Annotated in this window: 19 protein-coding genes and 1 pseudogene; all 20 read left to right on the top strand. The window is 56.6% G+C overall.

Annotation, left to right across the window (positions count from 1 at the left end):
• Positions 1 to 183 (top strand): annotated as a pseudogene (locus tag ACWB12_RS07625) (glutathione S-transferase family protein); the annotation flags it as partial.
• 3 nt (positions 184 to 186) lie between these two features.
• A complete protein-coding gene (locus ACWB12_RS07620; protein ID WP_479529472.1) occupies positions 187 to 1,041 on the top strand; it encodes a hydroxymethylglutaryl-CoA lyase in 855 nt (284 codons plus the stop codon).
• Positions 1,038 to 1,823: a crotonase/enoyl-CoA hydratase family protein gene (locus tag ACWB12_RS07615; RefSeq protein WP_479529471.1), complete on the top strand. Its 786-nt coding sequence runs from the start codon at positions 1,038 to 1,040 to the stop codon at positions 1,821 to 1,823. Before ACWB12_RS07620 ends, ACWB12_RS07615 begins: the two co-directional genes overlap by 4 nt.
• A gap of 347 nt (positions 1,824 to 2,170) precedes the next feature.
• Positions 2,171 to 2,536, top strand: coding sequence for an NADH-quinone oxidoreductase subunit A (locus ACWB12_RS07610; protein ID WP_479529470.1), 366 nt, complete (start codon positions 2,171 to 2,173; stop codon positions 2,534 to 2,536).
• Positions 2,527 to 3,060, top strand: a complete 534-nt coding sequence (locus ACWB12_RS07605; RefSeq protein ID WP_479529469.1) for a NuoB/complex I 20 kDa subunit family protein — start codon at positions 2,527 to 2,529, stop codon at positions 3,058 to 3,060. Before ACWB12_RS07610 ends, ACWB12_RS07605 begins: the two co-directional genes overlap by 10 nt.
• An 11-nt stretch (positions 3,061 to 3,071) precedes the next feature.
• A complete protein-coding gene (locus ACWB12_RS07600; protein WP_479529468.1) occupies positions 3,072 to 3,683 on the top strand; it encodes an NADH-quinone oxidoreductase subunit C in 612 nt (203 codons plus the stop codon).
• A complete protein-coding gene (locus ACWB12_RS07595) occupies positions 3,571 to 4,563 on the top strand; it encodes a sulfotransferase (RefSeq protein ID WP_479529467.1) in 993 nt (330 codons plus the stop codon). Before ACWB12_RS07600 ends, ACWB12_RS07595 begins: the two co-directional genes overlap by 113 nt.
• Positions 4,564 to 4,565: 2 nt before the next feature.
• Positions 4,566 to 5,792 (top strand): NADH-quinone oxidoreductase subunit D, encoded by a 1,227-nt coding sequence (locus ACWB12_RS07590; RefSeq protein ID WP_479529466.1) that lies wholly within the window; start codon positions 4,566 to 4,568, stop codon positions 5,790 to 5,792.
• The gene (locus ACWB12_RS07585; protein WP_479529465.1) at positions 5,789 to 6,319 is read left to right on the top strand and encodes a hypothetical protein; all 531 of its coding nucleotides are present in this window, start codon (positions 5,789 to 5,791) and stop codon (positions 6,317 to 6,319) included. The genes ACWB12_RS07590 and ACWB12_RS07585 overlap by 4 nt, the downstream gene beginning before the upstream one ends.
• The gene (locus tag ACWB12_RS07580) at positions 6,316 to 6,621 is read left to right on the top strand and encodes a hypothetical protein (RefSeq protein WP_479529464.1); all 306 of its coding nucleotides are present in this window, start codon (positions 6,316 to 6,318) and stop codon (positions 6,619 to 6,621) included. Before ACWB12_RS07585 ends, ACWB12_RS07580 begins: the two co-directional genes overlap by 4 nt.
• A complete protein-coding gene (gene nuoE / locus ACWB12_RS07575; protein ID WP_479529463.1) occupies positions 6,621 to 7,757 on the top strand; it encodes an NADH-quinone oxidoreductase subunit NuoE in 1,137 nt (378 codons plus the stop codon). The genes ACWB12_RS07580 and nuoE overlap by 1 nt, the downstream gene beginning before the upstream one ends.
• A gap of 136 nt (positions 7,758 to 7,893) precedes the next feature.
• The gene (locus ACWB12_RS07570; RefSeq protein WP_479529462.1) at positions 7,894 to 8,835 is read left to right on the top strand and encodes a hypothetical protein; all 942 of its coding nucleotides are present in this window, start codon (positions 7,894 to 7,896) and stop codon (positions 8,833 to 8,835) included.
• Between the two features lie 15 nt (positions 8,836 to 8,850).
• Complete coding sequence (locus ACWB12_RS07565) at positions 8,851 to 9,081, top strand: DUF5337 domain-containing protein (protein ID WP_479529461.1); 231 nt, start codon at positions 8,851 to 8,853, stop codon at positions 9,079 to 9,081.
• A 5-nt stretch (positions 9,082 to 9,086) separates the two neighbouring features.
• A complete protein-coding gene (gene nuoF / locus ACWB12_RS07560) occupies positions 9,087 to 10,382 on the top strand; it encodes an NADH-quinone oxidoreductase subunit NuoF (protein WP_479529460.1) in 1,296 nt (431 codons plus the stop codon).
• Positions 10,383 to 10,449: 67 nt separating this feature from the next.
• On the top strand, positions 10,450 to 10,863 hold the full coding sequence (locus tag ACWB12_RS07555; RefSeq protein WP_479529459.1) for a DUF5333 domain-containing protein: 414 nt from the start codon (positions 10,450 to 10,452) through the stop codon (positions 10,861 to 10,863).
• A 3-nt stretch (positions 10,864 to 10,866) separates the two neighbouring features.
• On the top strand, positions 10,867 to 12,885 hold the full coding sequence (gene nuoG / locus ACWB12_RS07550) for an NADH-quinone oxidoreductase subunit NuoG (RefSeq protein ID WP_479529458.1): 2,019 nt from the start codon (positions 10,867 to 10,869) through the stop codon (positions 12,883 to 12,885).
• A gap of 2 nt (positions 12,886 to 12,887) precedes the next feature.
• Positions 12,888 to 13,292: a hypothetical protein gene (locus tag ACWB12_RS07545; RefSeq protein ID WP_479529473.1), complete on the top strand. Its 405-nt coding sequence runs from the start codon at positions 12,888 to 12,890 to the stop codon at positions 13,290 to 13,292.
• A gap of 6 nt (positions 13,293 to 13,298) precedes the next feature.
• Positions 13,299 to 14,336, top strand: a complete 1,038-nt coding sequence (gene nuoH, locus ACWB12_RS07540) for an NADH-quinone oxidoreductase subunit NuoH (protein WP_479529457.1) — start codon at positions 13,299 to 13,301, stop codon at positions 14,334 to 14,336.
• A gap of 4 nt (positions 14,337 to 14,340) precedes the next feature.
• Positions 14,341 to 14,832 carry an NADH-quinone oxidoreductase subunit NuoI gene (nuoI, locus tag ACWB12_RS07535; RefSeq protein ID WP_479529456.1) on the top strand — a complete coding sequence of 164 codons (492 nt, stop codon included), beginning with the start codon at positions 14,341 to 14,343 and terminating at the stop codon, positions 14,830 to 14,832.
• 57 nt (positions 14,833 to 14,889) lie between these two features.
• The gene (locus tag ACWB12_RS07530; protein WP_479529455.1) at positions 14,890 to 15,504 is read left to right on the top strand and encodes an NADH-quinone oxidoreductase subunit J; all 615 of its coding nucleotides are present in this window, start codon (positions 14,890 to 14,892) and stop codon (positions 15,502 to 15,504) included.
• The last annotated feature ends 79 nt before the right edge of the window (positions 15,505 to 15,583 follow it).

The following is a 15,583-nucleotide window of genomic DNA, read 5'->3' as shown; positions in this document are numbered from 1 at the left end:
GATGTCAATGTGGGTTACGGGGTGATGATCGCGCGGCATTTTGTTCCAGCGCACATCCTGCCTGATCTGGACCGTTATTATCAGCGATTGGTCGCACGTCCTGCTTTTGCTCTGGCCAAGGCGCGGGATGGTGATACGGTGATTTACAAAGAAGCGTTTTATGCACCGCCTGAGGAGGGTTAGCCCATGAGTGGAAAATTTGTCGAGATATTTGAGGTTGGCCCGCGGGACGGGTTGCAGAACGAAGCCCGCGCCATTCCGGCATCCGAGAAGACAGCGCTGGTCGATACGCTGTCGGAGGCCGGATTTCGCCACATCGAGGTGACGTCCTTTGTGTCGCCCAAGAAGGTGCCGCAGATGGCGGATGCGAGCGAAGTGATGCTGGGCATTCAGAAAACCGATGGCGTGGCTTATGCCGCGCTAACTCCGAATTTGCAGGGGTATGAGGCCGCGATTGCAGCAGGCGTGGACGAAGTTGCGATTTTTGCTTCGGCCTCGGAAGGGTTTAGCCAAAAGAACATCAATTGCACCATTGCCGAAAGTTTCGAGCGGTTTGCGCCGATCCTGAACGCGGCACGCCACGCGGATGTGCCGGTGCGCGGCTATGTGTCTTGTGTGATTGAGTGCCCCTATGACGGGGCCGTGGCGCCAGAGGCGGTGGCCAAGGTCGCGGCGGATTTGTTTGCGGCGGGCTGTTACGAGGTGTCGCTGGGCGACACGCTGGGACACGGCACACCGGACACTGTGGCGCGGATGTTGCTGGCGGTTCTGAAAGAGGTTCCGGCGCACCGGTTGGCGGGGCATTTCCACAATACCAATGGCCAAGCACTGGAAAATATCGATGCGTCACTGGCGCTGGGCTTGCGGGTGTTTGACGCAAGCATCGGTGGGTTGGGCGGCTGTCCGTTTGCCCCCGGGGCCGAGGGCAATGTGGCAACCGAGGCGGTGCAGGAGCATGTCACCGCGCTGGGCTATGACACTGGGCTGTGCAGCGAGACATTGGTGCGGGCGGCGGATATGGCGCATAAGATGCGGGGATGAGCATGATCGAGATCAGCGTTGACAGCCGCGGGGTGGCAACACTGCGCCTGAGTAACCCCGACAAGCACAACATTCTGACGCCCGAGGCGATTGCGGGGCTGACGGAGGCGGCTGCCACGTTGGGGGCGGATGCATCGGTGCGGGTGGTGGTATTGACGGGCACTGGCAAAAGTTTTTGTGCTGGCGGTGATCTGGCGTGGATGCAAAAGGCGATGGCGGCTGATCACGACACGCGCAATGCCGAGGCGCGCAAGCTGGCGACCATGTTGCAAGCGATGAACACCATGCCCAAACCGCTGATCGGGCGCATTCAGGGGCAGGCCTATGGTGGGGGCGTCGGGATGATGTCGGTCTGTGATGTGGCTATCGGGGTGACGGGGGCGCGGTTCGGGTTGACCGAAACCAAATTGGGGGTGATCCCCGCGACCATCGCGCCCTATATCATTGCCCGTATGGGCGAGGCCAAGGCGCGCCGCGTGTTCATGTCATCGCGGATTTTTGATGCCGAAGAAGCGGTGGCGCTGAACCTGTTGGCGCGTGTGGTTGCACCCGAGGATATGGATGCGGCGGTGGAGGTCGAGGTTGCGGCCTATTTGAAATGTGCGCCGGGGGCGGTGGCCGATGCCAAGGCCTTGGCACGCAGATTGGGTCCGGTGATTGATGATGCGGTGATTGAAATGACAGTTCAGTCACTGGTGGATCGCTGGGAAGGCGCGGAAATCCGCGAGGGAATTTCGGCGTTTTTCGAGAAGCGGGATGCGCGCTGGGTGGTTGACGGGTAGGGCGGCCCAGTTAAGCGGAGTTGCTGTGCAACGCTTTATATCTCGCCCCCCCCCCCCATGGGGTCTCGGACTAGGGGCTGTCAGCCCCTCTTGCCTGATGGCAATTCACCCCGAGGATATTTAGGCAAAAGAGATGCGAAAGATTCGGTGTCTTTGGGTGGGGTGCCGGTTTGGCCAAACCTTGATCTAGATCAGTGTCCGATTGCATACAAAACGTGGTTTGGGCGGAAATAACCGACAATCTGGTCATAGGTTCGGTTGACCCGCCCATTGGGCAGGAGTAAACCTCGAATAAGCAACAACATGCGCGTTTTGACGCATACATCTGACGCACTGGGGAGCCACACGTGGAAGACCTGTTAAGAGAATACCTTCCGATCCTTGTTTTTCTGGGTATGGCAACGGCGCTTGGGGCCGTTCTGATCCTTGCTGCTGTCATCCTTGGGCCAACGAATCCTGATCCCGAAAAACTGAGTGCGTATGAGTGTGGCTTTGCCGCTTTTGATGACGCGCGGATGAAGTTTGATGTGCGGTTCTATCTGGTGGCCATCCTGTTCATCATTTTTGATCTGGAGATCGCGTTTCTGTTTCCATGGGCGGTGGCGTTCAAGGATTTAACCACGGTCGGGTTCTGGTCGATGATGGTGTTTTTAGGCGTTTTGACCATCGGCTTTGCCTATGAGTGGAAAAAGGGAGCGCTGGAATGGGAGTGATGACCGGTTCAAACACGGCAGGGGCTGATAAAGAGGTTTCCACCCGCGCGATGAATGACGCGCTGGCCGACAAGGGTTTTCTGCTGACCACCACGGATGATATTATCAACTGGGCCCGCACCGGCAGCTTGCACTGGATGACGTTCGGTCTGGCCTGTTGCGCGGTTGAGATGATGCACACGGCGATGCCGCGTTATGACATCGAGCGGTATGGGTTTGCCCCGCGTGCTAGCCCGCGCCAGTCGGATGTGATGATCGTGGCGGGCACCCTGACCAACAAAATGGCACCGGCGTTGCGCAAGGTTTATGATCAGATGCCGGAACCGCGTTATGTGATCAGCATGGGCAGTTGCGCCAATGGCGGTGGGTACTATCACTATAGTTATTCGGTGGTGCGTGGGTGTGACCGCATTGTGCCGGTTGATATTTACGTGCCGGGCTGTCCACCCACAGCCGAGGCGCTGGTCTACGGAGTGTTGCAATTGCAGCGCCGCATCCGGCGCACGGGCACGATTGTAAGGTAGGGGCGCTAGGTATGTCGGACGCATTGAATGAACTTGGCGCACATATCGAGCTGAAACGGCCCGATGATGTGCTGTCTTATGGCGTGACAAATGGCGAATTGACGCTGCAGGTTGCGCCCACGGGGCTGGCGGGGTTTGTCGAGTTTTTGAAGGCGGATCGCACCTGTCGGTTTTCATCTCTGGTTGATATCACGGCGGTGGATTATCCAGCGCGCACCAAACGGTTCGACGTGGTTTACCATTTTCTGTCGATGTATCAGAACCACCGCATCCGTTTGAAATGTGCGGTGCGTGAAGACGACAGCATGCCGTCGATCACCGATGTGCACGACTCGGCTGGCTGGTTTGAGCGCGAAGTGTTCGACATGTTCGGCATTCTGTTTTCGGGTCACGGCGATCTGCGCCGCATTCTGACGGATTACGGGTTTCGCGGCCATCCACTGCGCAAGGATTTCCCGACCACGGGCTATACCGAAGTGCGCTATGATGAGGCGGAAAAGCGGGTGATTTATGAGCCGGTGTCGCTGGTTCAGGAATATCGGCAGTTTGATTTCATGTCGCCGTGGGAGGGGGCGCAATACATCCTGCCAGGCGACGAGAAATCTGACGAGGCCAAAGGTTAGGATGGGGGATGCAGTTCTGATGTACGGGATAGGAGCAGTCAAAGCCGGCACAAGCTGGTTGTTCTCCTATTTGGAGGGCCACCCCGAGTGTGCCATGCCGCCAATCAAGGAACTAAAGTATTTCTACATTCTGGAAAGCGGCTATTACGGTGGCCAGATCAAGCTGACCCGCAATCTGGTGCAGGAACTGAAGCAGAAATTAGAGGATGGTAAGGCCAAGGATGTGCAAGCCGTGAAGCAACGGCTGAACAAGGCGCGTCATTGGCTGAAAGTGCTGAATTTGCGCGAGGAAGCGCCCGAGGCCTATGCTGCCTATATGATGGACGGGGCACGTGGGGCCAAATTGACGGCAGATATCACGCCGGAATATTGCATGATGCCGGTGAGCCGTTTGAAGCAGATGGCAGGATTGGTAGCGGAAACGCGGTTTGTCTATATTCTGCGTGATCCGGTGGACCGGTTGTGGTCCAATATCCGGATGAATGCGCGGCGCAAATCCGACAATTCCGAACTGATGCGTGGCTATGCGCTGGCCGAGGTCGACGAGGTGCTGAACGGTAAGCCGAATGAAGCCTATGACCGCTCGGATTATGCGGGCGGGCTGGATGCGCTGGAGCAGGCGGTGCCAGCGAGTGATCGCAAGGTGCTGTTCTATGAGACCCTGTTCAAGGATGACACCATCCGCGATCTATGCGCCTTTCTGGGCCTGTCCAATCACGCGGCACCGTTGAAAAAACGTGTGCACGAGGGCATTCCTGTAAAGCTGGATATCGCGCGGCGGAATGGTCTGCAAAAACTGCTGGCCCCACAATATCATGCCGTCGAGAAACGGTTTCAATCCCTTCCTGCCGCGTGGCGGGAAAACATGGCGAGGGTCTGATTATGGACGGCTCAAAATTTGACGACGGATCAATTGACGCACGCCAAGGCGAGCAGAGTATCCGCAATTTCAACATTAACTTTGGCCCGCAACACCCTGCAGCTCACGGCGTTTTGCGCATGGTGCTGGAGCTGGACGGTGAGATTGTTGAGCGTGCTGATCCGCATATTGGTTTGCTGCATCGCGGCACCGAGAAGCTGATGGAGAGCCGGACCTATCTGCAAAACCTGCCGTATTTTGATCGGCTGGATTATGTCGCGCCGATGAATCAGGAACATGCGTGGTGTCTGGCGATTGAAAAACTGACCGGTGTTGAAATCCCGCGTCGCGCCAGCCTGATCCGCGTGCTGTTTTGCGAAATCGGCCGCATCCTGAACCATCTGTTGAATGTGACCACGCAGGCGATGGATGTGGGCGCACTGACGCCGCCGCTGTGGGGGTTTGAACAACGCGAATTCCTGATGACATTTTACGAGCGTGCCTGTGGTGCCCGTCTGCACGCGGCCTATTTCCGGCCCGGCGGTGTGCATCAGGATCTACCGCCTGAACTGATCGAGGATATTGACGACTGGTGCGTGAATGAATTCCCGCAGTTCATGGAAGACATGGACGGGTTGTTGACCGAAAACCGTGTGTTCAAACAGCGCAACGTTGATATCGGCATTGTGAATGAGCAGGATATTCTGGACTGGGGTTTCTCTGGCGTGATGGTGCGTGGCTCGGGCCTTGCGTGGGATCTGCGCCGTGCGCAGCCCTATGAATGCTACGACGAATTTGAATTCGACATTCCGGTGGGCAAGAATGGCGATTGTTATGATCGCTATTTGTGCCGGATGCAGGAAATGCGCGAGAGCATCAAGATTATCCGCCAAGCCTGTGAAAAACTGCGCAACGAGCCGGGCGATGTACTGGCCCGTGGCAAGCTGACACCGCCAAAACGCGCCGAGATGAAAACCAGCATGGAAGCGCTGATCCATCACTTTAAGCTGTATACCGAAGGGTTCCATGTGCCCGAAGGCGAGATTTACGTCGCGGTCGAGGCGCCAAAGGGCGAGTTTGGCGTATTCCTTGTATCGGATGGATCAAACAAACCTTATCGCGTGAAAATCCGCGCGCCGGGGTTCTTGCATATGCAGGCAATGAATTATGTGGCCACCGGCCACCAACTGGCCGATGTGGCCGCCCTGATGGGCACAATGGATTTGGTTTTTGGAGAGATAGACAGATGATGAAACGTATGACTTTGGCCGCAAGTGTTGCTGCGATGATGGCACTGCCCGCTGTGGCGCAGAATGTTCAAAGTGCGAATGCTAATCTGTATGAGCTGATTGACCTGTCGGATGGGTATTTCAGCATCCGCGAAAATGTGGTGATGATCGAGGGTGAAAGCGAGATCAAGGCCTGTCATTTCGGTCTGACATCTGAATTTTTTGCGGCTTATGGCGCGGGCGATGCCGCCGGCATTGCGGCGACGCAGCCAAATGTCGTTTGTGTGCCTGTTTCGGATATGAATGTTGTCGCCACGGCCTCGGTGATCGATAGCAGCAGTGGGTTGTATGATTTTATAGACACGTCGGAAAGCTATGTTCAGGTCGGGCAGGGCATTGTGATGATTGAGGGCGAAAGCGACATCGAGTTTTGTAACTTTGATCTGAGTGATGCGTATTTTGCAGCCGTTGCAGCAGGGGACGAGGCAGCTATGGCCGATAATCAGCCCTCTGTGACATGTGCGCCTTTTGCGGATGTTAGCAAATGATCAAAACCGGCATCATATCGCTGGGTGTTAAGGGGCTGGCCCTGTGCTGGGTGCTCTTGGCTTCGGGGTGTGGTGAGGTCATTGAACGGGATTTTACCAACCGCGAGATGGATAAGTTTGTTGCTGCAATGATTGCTGTGGATTGTAAGGTTCATTCCAAAAATGCCGCGCTGGTCGAAGATGCGACAGGATTTTCCGAGGAAAAACTGATGGCAATTACAGATTATCTGAAAGAAAAACGGCTGGTTGTTCGTCTTAAAAATGTCGACGGCCTTAAACTGATTAACGAGGGATGCCCGTAATGCTGCGACGTCTGCACCATACGCAACCGGATGATTTTGCCTTTACCGCTGCCAATCAGGCATGGGCCGAGGCACAGGTGACGAAATACCCTGAAGGGCGCCAAGCCAGCGCGATTATTGCGTTGCTGTGGCGGGCGCAAGAACAAGAAGGCTGGCTGACCCGCCCCGCGATGGAACACATCGCCGATATGCTGGGGCTGGCCCACATCCGCGCCTATGAGGTGGCCTCGTTCTACTTTATGTTCCAGCTGAAACCTGTTGGTTCTGTTGCTAATATCCAGATTTGCGGCACCACGTCTTGCATGATTTGCGGGGCCGAGGATTTGATCGGGATATGCCGCGAGAAGATCGCGCCAAACCCGCACGAGCTGTCGGCGGATGGCCGGTTCAGCTGGGAAGAGGTCGAATGTCTGGGCGCGTGCACCAATGCGCCGATGGCGCAGGTCGGCAAGGATTATTACGAGGATCTGACCGGTGCGCGGTTCAACGAAATTCTGGATGAGTTGGCGGCGGGCAAAGTGCCTGTGCCGGGTCCGCAGAACGGACGGTACGCAGCCGAGCCATTGGGCGGGCTGACATCATTGACCGAATACGACAGCGGCAAGACACAGTATAATGCATCCGTTCAGGCGGCGGTTGATCTGGGCGATACCATTAAACGGATTGACGGCACCGAGGTGCCATTGCTGACACCGTGGCTAGGCAAAACGGGCAAGCGGCCTGTTGCTTCGAGCGCAGCAACGAAACCGGCGGCGAAAAAAGTGGCGGCGAAACCGGCGGCCAAGCCAAAGGTCAAAGCGGCCCCAGCCAAGGCGGCCAAACCAGCCCGCAAGCCCGTTGCCAAAGATGGCAAGCCCGAGATGTTGAAGAAGGCGCGAGTAGGCGGCGCGGATGATCTGAAACAGATCAAGGGTGTCGGGCCAAAGATGGAAACTATGCTGAACAAGATGGGGGTTTACCATTTTGATCAGGTGTCGGGCTGGCGGGCCAAAGAAGTGCAATGGGTTGACGACAACCTTGAGGGCTTCAAAGGTCGCGTATCGCGTGATGAATGGGTTAAACAGGCCAAGGTTCTGGCCCGTGGTGGCGCAACCGAATTTTCCAAGAAAGTTAAGAAGGGTGGCGTTTACGAATGACATCCGGACAAAAGGTTTTCACATGTGTGAAAAAACACAGAATGCAGCAACCAGAAGCAGGGGGCCGTTTTGGCCCGCCGAGCCAGCGATTTTGTGTGATTAAGTGTAACAGGGAACGAAACAGGGGATTAACAAGATGAGTAATGAAAACGAAGGCGGACTATTTAGCTGTTCGGTTATGTGCTGGATCATCGGCGCATTATTGGCCTTGGCAACATATCTGATCCTGTCGGGCCGGTTCGAGGTTGGCATGATTTTTGCGCTGATCCTTGCGTTGGGTGTGTTCATTGTCAGCGGTGCCCTGTTGGGACGTCTGTTTTGCCGCGAGGTGGAAACATCGGCCCATGGGCACACAGCGCGTCATGAGCATGATATAGCTGCAACGCCAGCGGCGGTTGCCGAAGTAGACGCTATTGGCAGCAGCGATCTGGCGACTGCCCCTAGTGTGCCCAAAGTTGCGCAGGGAATCTCAAGCACGGCTGCTGCTGCAGGGGCTGCGACGACGGCATCTGCGTCTAAAGCCAAAAGCGCGGTTGCGGGGGCCAAACCGGCTGCCAAGCCAAAGATCAAAGCGGCGGCGAAACCCGCAGCGAAACCCAAAGCAAAATCGGCAAGTGCAGCGTCAACCGGCGCGAAAAAGGCGGCGGTGAAACCCGTCGCCAAACCGAAAGCCAAGGCGGCAGCGAAACCTGCGGCAAAGGCAGCGGCGAAACCTGCAGCCAAGAAACCAGCGACCAAAACGGCAACCAAACCAGCCCGCAAACCCGTTGCCAAAGACGGCAAGCCCGAGATGCTGAAAAAAGCACGCAGCGGCGGGGCGGATGATCTGAAGCAGATCAAAGGTGTTGGGCCAAAAATGGAGACCATGCTGAATACAATGGGCGTTTACCATTTCGATCAGGTGTCTGGCTGGCGTGCGCAAGAAGTCAAATGGGTTGATGAAAACCTTGAAGGTTTCAAGGGCCGCGTAAGCCGCGACGAGTGGGTCAAGCAGGCTAAAATTTTGGCGAAAGGCGGGAAAACCGAGTTTTCCAAGAAGGTCGCCAAGGGCGGCGTTTACGCCAAGAACAAGAAGTAAGAGAGACGTAAGAGAATGACTTTGAGCCCCGATCAGGAAGAAGCACTGGCGCGTAAAGCGCGCATGGTTGCCGTGGTTATTGCGGTGACGATGGTGCTTTGGATGGGGGCTCAATGGTTGGGCGGGCGCATTGGGTTGCAAACCAAATACGCCTTCCTGTTCGATCTGGCCACGCTGGCCGCGTTCATTTGGGCGATGATCAACACCTATCAAATTTGGCGCACGCGCCGCGACAGCAGAGGATAAGGCCCATGCTTAAGGATCAAAACCGGATCTTTACCAATCTATACGGAATGCATGACCGTAGTCTTGCGGGGGCCAAAAAACGTGGCCATTGGGATGGCACAGCTGCCATCATCAAAAAGGGCCGCGACTGGGTTGTCGAGGAGGCGAAATCCTCGGGCCTGCGCGGGCGCGGCGGGGCCGGTTTTCCGACCGGTTTGAAGTGGTCGTTTATGCCAAAAGAAAGCGATGGGCGGCCTGCCTATCTGGTGATCAATGCGGACGAGTCTGAGCCGGGCACCTGTAAGGACCGCGAGATCATGCGCCACGATCCGCACACCCTGATCGAGGGGGCGCTGATTGCGTCTTTTGCGATGGGGGCACATGCGTCCTACATCTACATCCGCGGCGAATTTATCCGCGAACGCGAAGCGCTGCAGACGGCGATTGACGAATGTTATGACGCCGGATTGCTGGGCAAAAACGCTGCCAAATCCGGCTGGGATTTCGACCTTTATCTGGCGCACGGCGCTGGCGCCTACATCTGCGGCGAAGAAACCGCGATGCTGGAGAGCCTTGAGGGTAAAAAAGGCATGCCACGGATGAAGCCGCCGTTTCCGGCTGGTGCGGGTCTGTATGGCTGCCCGACCACGGTGAACAATGTTGAAAGCATCGCGGTGGTCCCGACGATTATGCGGCGCGGTGGTGGCTGGTTTTCAAGCATGGGGCGGCCGAATAATGCGGGCACCAAACTGTTTGGTATTTCTGGCCATGTGGTGAATCCTTGTGTGGTTGAAGAAGAAATGTCGATCCCGTTGCGCGAGTTGCTGGAAAAGCATTGCGGCGGGGTTCGTGGTGGCTGGGACAATCTGAAAGCGGTTATTCCGGGTGGATCATCTGTGCCGCTGTTGCCACGCGATGTGGCCGATGAATGCATCATGGATTTCGACTGGCTGCGCGAGCAACGCTCGGGCCTGGGCACCGCAGCGGTGATCGTGATGGACGAAAGCACCGACGTGATCAAAGCGATCTGGCGGTTGAGCAAGTTTTACAAACACGAGAGTTGCGGACAATGCACCCCGTGCCGCGAGGGCACCGGCTGGATGATGCGGATCATGGACCGTCTGGTGACGGGCGAGGCCGAGATTGAAGAAATCGACATGCTGCTGGACGTGACCAAACAGGTCGAGGGGCACACGATTTGCGCGCTGGGGGATGCGGCGGCGTGGCCCATTCAGGGGCTGGTTCGGCATTTCCGTGGGGAGATTGAGGACCGTATCAAGTATCAGAAAACCGGGCGGGTTTCCGCTGTGGCGGCAGAGTAATGATGCAGTGTTATTGCATATCAAAGGGGTCAATCCCCATCTCCTTTATATCAAAAGGAGACTGCTTATGACTATGAAACGTAAGACATTCATCGTGGCGATGGCCGTATTCGCAATGACTGCGGCAAATGCTTCGGCGCTTACACCGTTGCCGAAAGAAACCCACATCAATCAATCCCTGATGTCAGGCGTGGTGGCGGACAGAATCCGCAAGGCCTGCCCCAGCATTTCAGCGCGGATGCTGGTGGCATGGAGCAAGCTGAACGGGTTGAAATCCTATGCGGTGAGCAAGGGTTACGCCGAGGCCGACGTTCGGGCGTTTATGAAAGATCCGGTTGAGAAGGCCCGCGTTAAGGGCATGGCAGCGGATTACCTGAAATCGCATGGTGCGGTGGTGGGCGATGCTGAAAGCTATTGTACGCTGGGCCGTGAAGAAATCGCCAAGAAAAGCCTTATCGGGCAAATGTTGAGGGCAAGATAGCAAATGACAGACCTGCGCAAGATCATCATCGACGACGTTGAAGTTGAAGTTGAAGGGGCAATGACCCTTATTCAGGCATGCGAGATCGCGGGCGTGGAAATTCCACGGTTCTGCTATCACGAGCGTCTGACCATTGCCGGAAATTGCCGCATGTGTCTGGTCGAAGTTGTCGGGGGGCCGCCCAAACCGGCGGCCTCCTGCGCCATGCAGGTGCGTGATCTGCGCCCTGGCCCTGAGGGGCAGCCGCCGGTTGTTAAAACCAACTCGCCGATGGTCAAGAAGGCCCGCGAGGGTGTGATGGAATTCATGCTGATCAACCATCCGCTGGATTGCCCGATTTGTGATCAGGGCGGCGAGTGTGATTTGCAGGATCAGGCGGTGGCCTATGGGCTGTCCGGATCGCGTTATAACGAGCCAAAACGCGCGGTTGACCATCTGGAGCTTGGCCCGCTGGTCGCCACCGAAATGACGCGGTGCATTTCCTGCACCCGTTGCGTGCGGTTTACCACCGAAATTGCCGGTATCACCGTGATGGGCCAGATCGGCCGTGGCGAAGACGCCGAGATCACCGCCTATCTGGATCAAACGCTCGATAGCAATCTGCAAGGCAACATCATTGATCTGTGCCCTGTCGGGGCGCTGACCTCCAAACCCTATGCGTTCACCGCACGGCCTTGGGAGCTGACCAAGACCGAGACGATTGACGTGATGGACGCGCTTGGCTCCAACATTCGGGTGGACACCAAGGGGCGCGAAGTGATGCGGATACTGCCGCGCAACCATGATGGTGTGAACGAGGAATGGATTTCCGATAAAACGCGGTTCGTCTGGGATGGCTTGCGGTCGCAACGTCTGGATCAGCCGTATGTTCGGGTTGGTGGCAAGTTGAAGCCTGCGACGTGGGGCGAGGCGTTAAGGGCTGCTGCGGCTGCGATGAAGGATGCCAAGGTTGCGGGTCTGGTCGGTGATCTGGTTCCGGTCGAGGCGGCGTTTGCTTTGAAACAGTTGATCGAGGGGCAGGGCGGCAACGTCGAGTGCCGTGTGGATGGGGCGAAACTGCCTGCGGGTAATCGTTCGGCCTATGTTGGCACCGCCACAATCGAGGATATTGATAACGCGCAGATGATCCAGCTGATTGGCTGTAATCCGCGCGACGAGGCGCCGGTTTTGAACGCGCGTATCCGCAAGGCATGGACGCGCGGTGCGAACATCGGGCTGATTGGCGAGCCGGTGGACCTGACCTATGAGTATTTCCACATGGGCGACAGCCGTGCGGACCTGATGAGCACCATGGACAAAAAGTTCAAGGAAGTGCTGGAGGTTCCAAGCGTGGTGATCGTCGGCATGGGGGCCATCAACGAGGCGGACGGCGAAGCGGTTCTGTCCCAAGCGATGAAACTGTCCGAGGCAACCGATAGCAAGCTGATGATCCTGCACACTGCCGCTGGCCGTGTCGGTGCGATGGATGTGGATGCGGTGACCGAGGGTGGCATGAGCGCTACGCTGGACGGGGCCGATGTGGTTTACAATCTGGGCGCGGACGAGCTGGAAATCGCCAAGGGTGCGTTCGTGATTTACCAAGGCAGCCACGGGGATCGTGGGGCGCACCGCGCTGACGTGATCCTGCCCGCCGCGACTTATACCGAGGAAAGCGGCGTGTTTGTGAATACGGAAGGTCGGCCACAAATGACCAAACGTGCCGGATTTGCACCGGGCGAGGCCAAGGAAAACTGGGCCATCCTGCGGGCATTGTCGGCGGAAATGGGCGCGACGTTGCCCTATGACAGTCTGGCTGCGCTTCGCAAGGCCATCGTCGCCGAGGTGCCGCATATGGGCGCGATTGATGTTGTTCCAGAAAATGACTGGAAGCGCATTGCCCTGAAAAAACCGGCCAAGGCGTCGTTCAAAAAAACAATCACCGATTTTTATCTGACCAACCCGATCACACGGGCAAGTGCGTTGATGGCAGAACTATCGGCAGGGGCCAAGGCCCGAAACACGACAAAGGTAGCAGCGGAATAATGATGCAGCTCACGGTTCATAAGGCGATAGCGGCCCTCACCCTTGTGGGTGGGTTGGCGGCGTGCGAGCCGGTGGAACCGGTGGAGCAGGGGCCGTTTGAACCCGTCTATCTGGGGATCAACACGCGGCTGCTGGATGGCGATCTGGTGAATTTCTTTGTCTCCATGCGCGGGGCGCGGGATGATGCGGATGTTGCCGATTATGCGCGTTGCGCAGCGGTGCAATACGCCTTGATACGTGGTTACGGCTTTGCCCGCCATGTGCGCACGCAAATCATTGAAAAGAATGGCGTTTGGAGCGGGGATTCGGTTTATACCATCTCGGCGGCCTTACCGCAGGGTCTGAAAACAATTGATGCCGAGGTCGCCGTGACCGACTGCATCGAAAACGCGATACCGAGGGTGTGAGAACTGATGGCTGAATTTTTAACAACCCCGCTAGGGATTTTTGTTCTGATCTTCGCGCAAGTGCTTGCGATCATTGCCTTTGTGATGATTTCACTGCTGTTTCTTGTGTGGGGCGACCGCAAAATCTGGGCCGCTGTGCAGATGCGCAAAGGGCCCAACGTAGTTGGCGCTTATGGTCTGCTGCAATCGGTGGCGGATGCGCTGAAATATGTGGTCAAAGAGGTGATTATCCCTGCTGGTGCCGACAAACCATTGTTCATCATGGCTCCGATGGTGGCCTTCGTGATGTCGATGCTGACGTGGGCGGTTTTGCCGTTCAATGACGGCTGGGTTCTGGCCGATCTGAACGTTGCGGTGCTGTATGTATTCGCCATTGGCGGGCTTGAGGTTTACGGTGTGATCATCGGCGGCTGGGCGTCAAATTCGAAATATCCGTTCCTTGGCGCGATGCGGTCCGCCGCGCAAATGATTTCTTATGAGGTCAGCATCGGCTTGATCCTGATCGGGATTATCATTTCCACAGGGTCGCTGAACTTTAGCGACATTGTGCGGGCCCAAGACGGCAATTACGGCTTCTTCAGCTGGTACTGGCTGCCGCATTTCCCGATGGTTATCCTGTTCTTTATCAGTGCCTTGGCTGAAACCAACCGCCCACCGTTCGATTTACCCGAAGCAGAATCCGAACTGGTCGCGGGGTTCATGGTGGAATATTCCGCCACGGTTTATCTGCTGTATATGGCCGGCGAATACATCGCGATTTTCATGATGTGCGCCCTGATGTCGGTGCTGTTTTTCGGCGGCTGGCTGTCGCCCGTCCCGTTCTTGCCAGATGGCGTGCTGTGGATGTTCGGCAAGATGGTGTTCTTCTTCTTCATCTTCGCGATGGTCAAGGCGATCACACCGCGCTACCGCTATGACCAGTTGATGCGCATTGGCTGGAAAGTGTTCCTGCCACTGTCACTGGCATGGGTCGTCTTCGTTGCCTTCATGGCGCATTTTGGAGCGTTCGGCGGGGCCTATGCCCGTTGGGCCGTGGGGGGATAAGAACATGGCATTTGATTACGTTCGCGCAACGAAATATTTCCTGCTGTTTGATTACATCAAAGGGTTTCAGCTGGGGTTCAAATACTTCTTTGCCCCCAAACCGACGCTGAATTATCCGCATGAAAAGGGCTACCTGTCGCCCCGTTTCCGTGGCGAGCATGCGCTACGTCGCTACCCGAATGGCGAGGAGCGTTGCATTGCCTGCAAATTGTGCGAGGCGGTCTGTCCGGCGCAGGCGATCACCATTGACGCGGAACCCCGCGATGACGGGTCACGTCGCACCACGCGCTATGACATCGACATGACAAAATGCATCTATTGCGGGTTCTGCCAAGAGGCTTGTCCTGTCGATGCCATCGTCGAGGGGCCGAACTTTGAATACGCCACCGAGACCCGTGAAGAGTTGTTTTACGACAAAGAAAAATTGCTGGATAACGGCGACCGCTGGGAAGCCGAGATTGCCCGCAATCTGGAAATGGACGCGCCTTATCGCTGATCAAAGCGTTACGGTAATAATGAGGGGCAATGACCCCGTGAACGAAGGGACGAAAAAATGGGTGTAGCGGATATCGCATTTTACATCTTCGCCATTAGCGCGGTGATTGGCGCACTGTTTACAGTGGTCGCCAAAAACCCCGTGCATTCGGTGCTGTGGTTAATTTTGGCGTTTCTTTCGACGGCGGGGTTGTTCGTGCTGCTGGGGGCCGAATTTGTCGCCATGCTGCTGGTGATCGTTTACGTCGGGGCGGTGATGGTGCTGTTCATGTTCGTGGTGATGATGATCGACGTGGATTTCGCCGAATTGCGCGGGCAGATGGCCAAATACGTGCCGATTGCGGGCTTGATCGGTATTGTGCTGTTGCTGGAACTGGCGATGGTATTCGGGGTTTGGGAAGTGTCCGAGGGGGCGCAGGCCGCGCGGGCGGCTGTGGCGCCGGATGTGGGGCAGGTGCATAACACGGCGGCCTTGGGCCAGCTGATTTATGATCAATACATCTATCTGTTTCAGGCCGCAGGGTTGATCCTGCTGGTGGCGATGATCGGCGCGATTGTGCTGACGCTGCGCCACCGCACCGGTGTGAAACGCCAGAACGTGATGGCGCAGATGCACCGTGATCCGGCCAAGTCGTTGGAAATGATTGATGTGAAACCGGGGCAGGGGTTATGATGCGAGGCCGCATTGACCATAAGTTTTTTGCAGTAGCGTTGGCGGCCTTGTTGCCGTTTGCAGCGAATGCTTGCGAACC

The organism is Profundibacter sp., from assembly GCF_056498605.1.
This window is presented reverse-complemented; position numbering and strand designations above follow the sequence as displayed.

What these genes read in the sequence shown, in the direction of transcription:
- ACWB12_RS07620 (WP_479529472.1), top strand. Translation starts at nt 187, where the DNA reads ATGAGTGGAAAATTTGTCGAGATATTTGAGGTTGGCCCGCGGGACGGG.
- ACWB12_RS07615 (WP_479529471.1), top strand. Translation starts at nt 1,038, where the DNA reads ATGAGCATGATCGAGATCAGCGTTGACAGCCGCGGGGTGGCAACACTG.
- ACWB12_RS07605 (WP_479529469.1), top strand. Translation starts at nt 2,527, where the DNA reads ATGGGAGTGATGACCGGTTCAAACACGGCAGGGGCTGATAAAGAGGTT.
- ACWB12_RS07600 (WP_479529468.1), top strand. Translation starts at nt 3,072, where the DNA reads ATGTCGGACGCATTGAATGAACTTGGCGCACATATCGAGCTGAAACGG.
- ACWB12_RS07595 (WP_479529467.1), top strand. Translation starts at nt 3,571, where the DNA reads ATGAGCCGGTGTCGCTGGTTCAGGAATATCGGCAGTTTGATTTCATGT.
- ACWB12_RS07590 (WP_479529466.1), top strand. Translation starts at nt 4,566, where the DNA reads ATGGACGGCTCAAAATTTGACGACGGATCAATTGACGCACGCCAAGGC.
- ACWB12_RS07585 (WP_479529465.1), top strand. Translation starts at nt 5,789, where the DNA reads ATGATGAAACGTATGACTTTGGCCGCAAGTGTTGCTGCGATGATGGCA.
- ACWB12_RS07580 (WP_479529464.1), top strand. Translation starts at nt 6,316, where the DNA reads ATGATCAAAACCGGCATCATATCGCTGGGTGTTAAGGGGCTGGCCCTG.
- nuoE (WP_479529463.1), top strand. Translation starts at nt 6,621, where the DNA reads ATGCTGCGACGTCTGCACCATACGCAACCGGATGATTTTGCCTTTACC.
- ACWB12_RS07570 (WP_479529462.1), top strand. Translation starts at nt 7,894, where the DNA reads ATGAGTAATGAAAACGAAGGCGGACTATTTAGCTGTTCGGTTATGTGC.
- ACWB12_RS07565 (WP_479529461.1), top strand. Translation starts at nt 8,851, where the DNA reads ATGACTTTGAGCCCCGATCAGGAAGAAGCACTGGCGCGTAAAGCGCGC.
- nuoF (WP_479529460.1), top strand. Translation starts at nt 9,087, where the DNA reads ATGCTTAAGGATCAAAACCGGATCTTTACCAATCTATACGGAATGCAT.
- ACWB12_RS07555 (WP_479529459.1), top strand. Translation starts at nt 10,450, where the DNA reads ATGACTATGAAACGTAAGACATTCATCGTGGCGATGGCCGTATTCGCA.
- nuoG (WP_479529458.1), top strand. Translation starts at nt 10,867, where the DNA reads ATGACAGACCTGCGCAAGATCATCATCGACGACGTTGAAGTTGAAGTT.
- ACWB12_RS07545 (WP_479529473.1), top strand. Translation starts at nt 12,888, where the DNA reads ATGCAGCTCACGGTTCATAAGGCGATAGCGGCCCTCACCCTTGTGGGT.
- nuoH (WP_479529457.1), top strand. Translation starts at nt 13,299, where the DNA reads ATGGCTGAATTTTTAACAACCCCGCTAGGGATTTTTGTTCTGATCTTC.
- nuoI (WP_479529456.1), top strand. Translation starts at nt 14,341, where the DNA reads ATGGCATTTGATTACGTTCGCGCAACGAAATATTTCCTGCTGTTTGAT.
- ACWB12_RS07530 (WP_479529455.1), top strand. Translation starts at nt 14,890, where the DNA reads ATGGGTGTAGCGGATATCGCATTTTACATCTTCGCCATTAGCGCGGTG.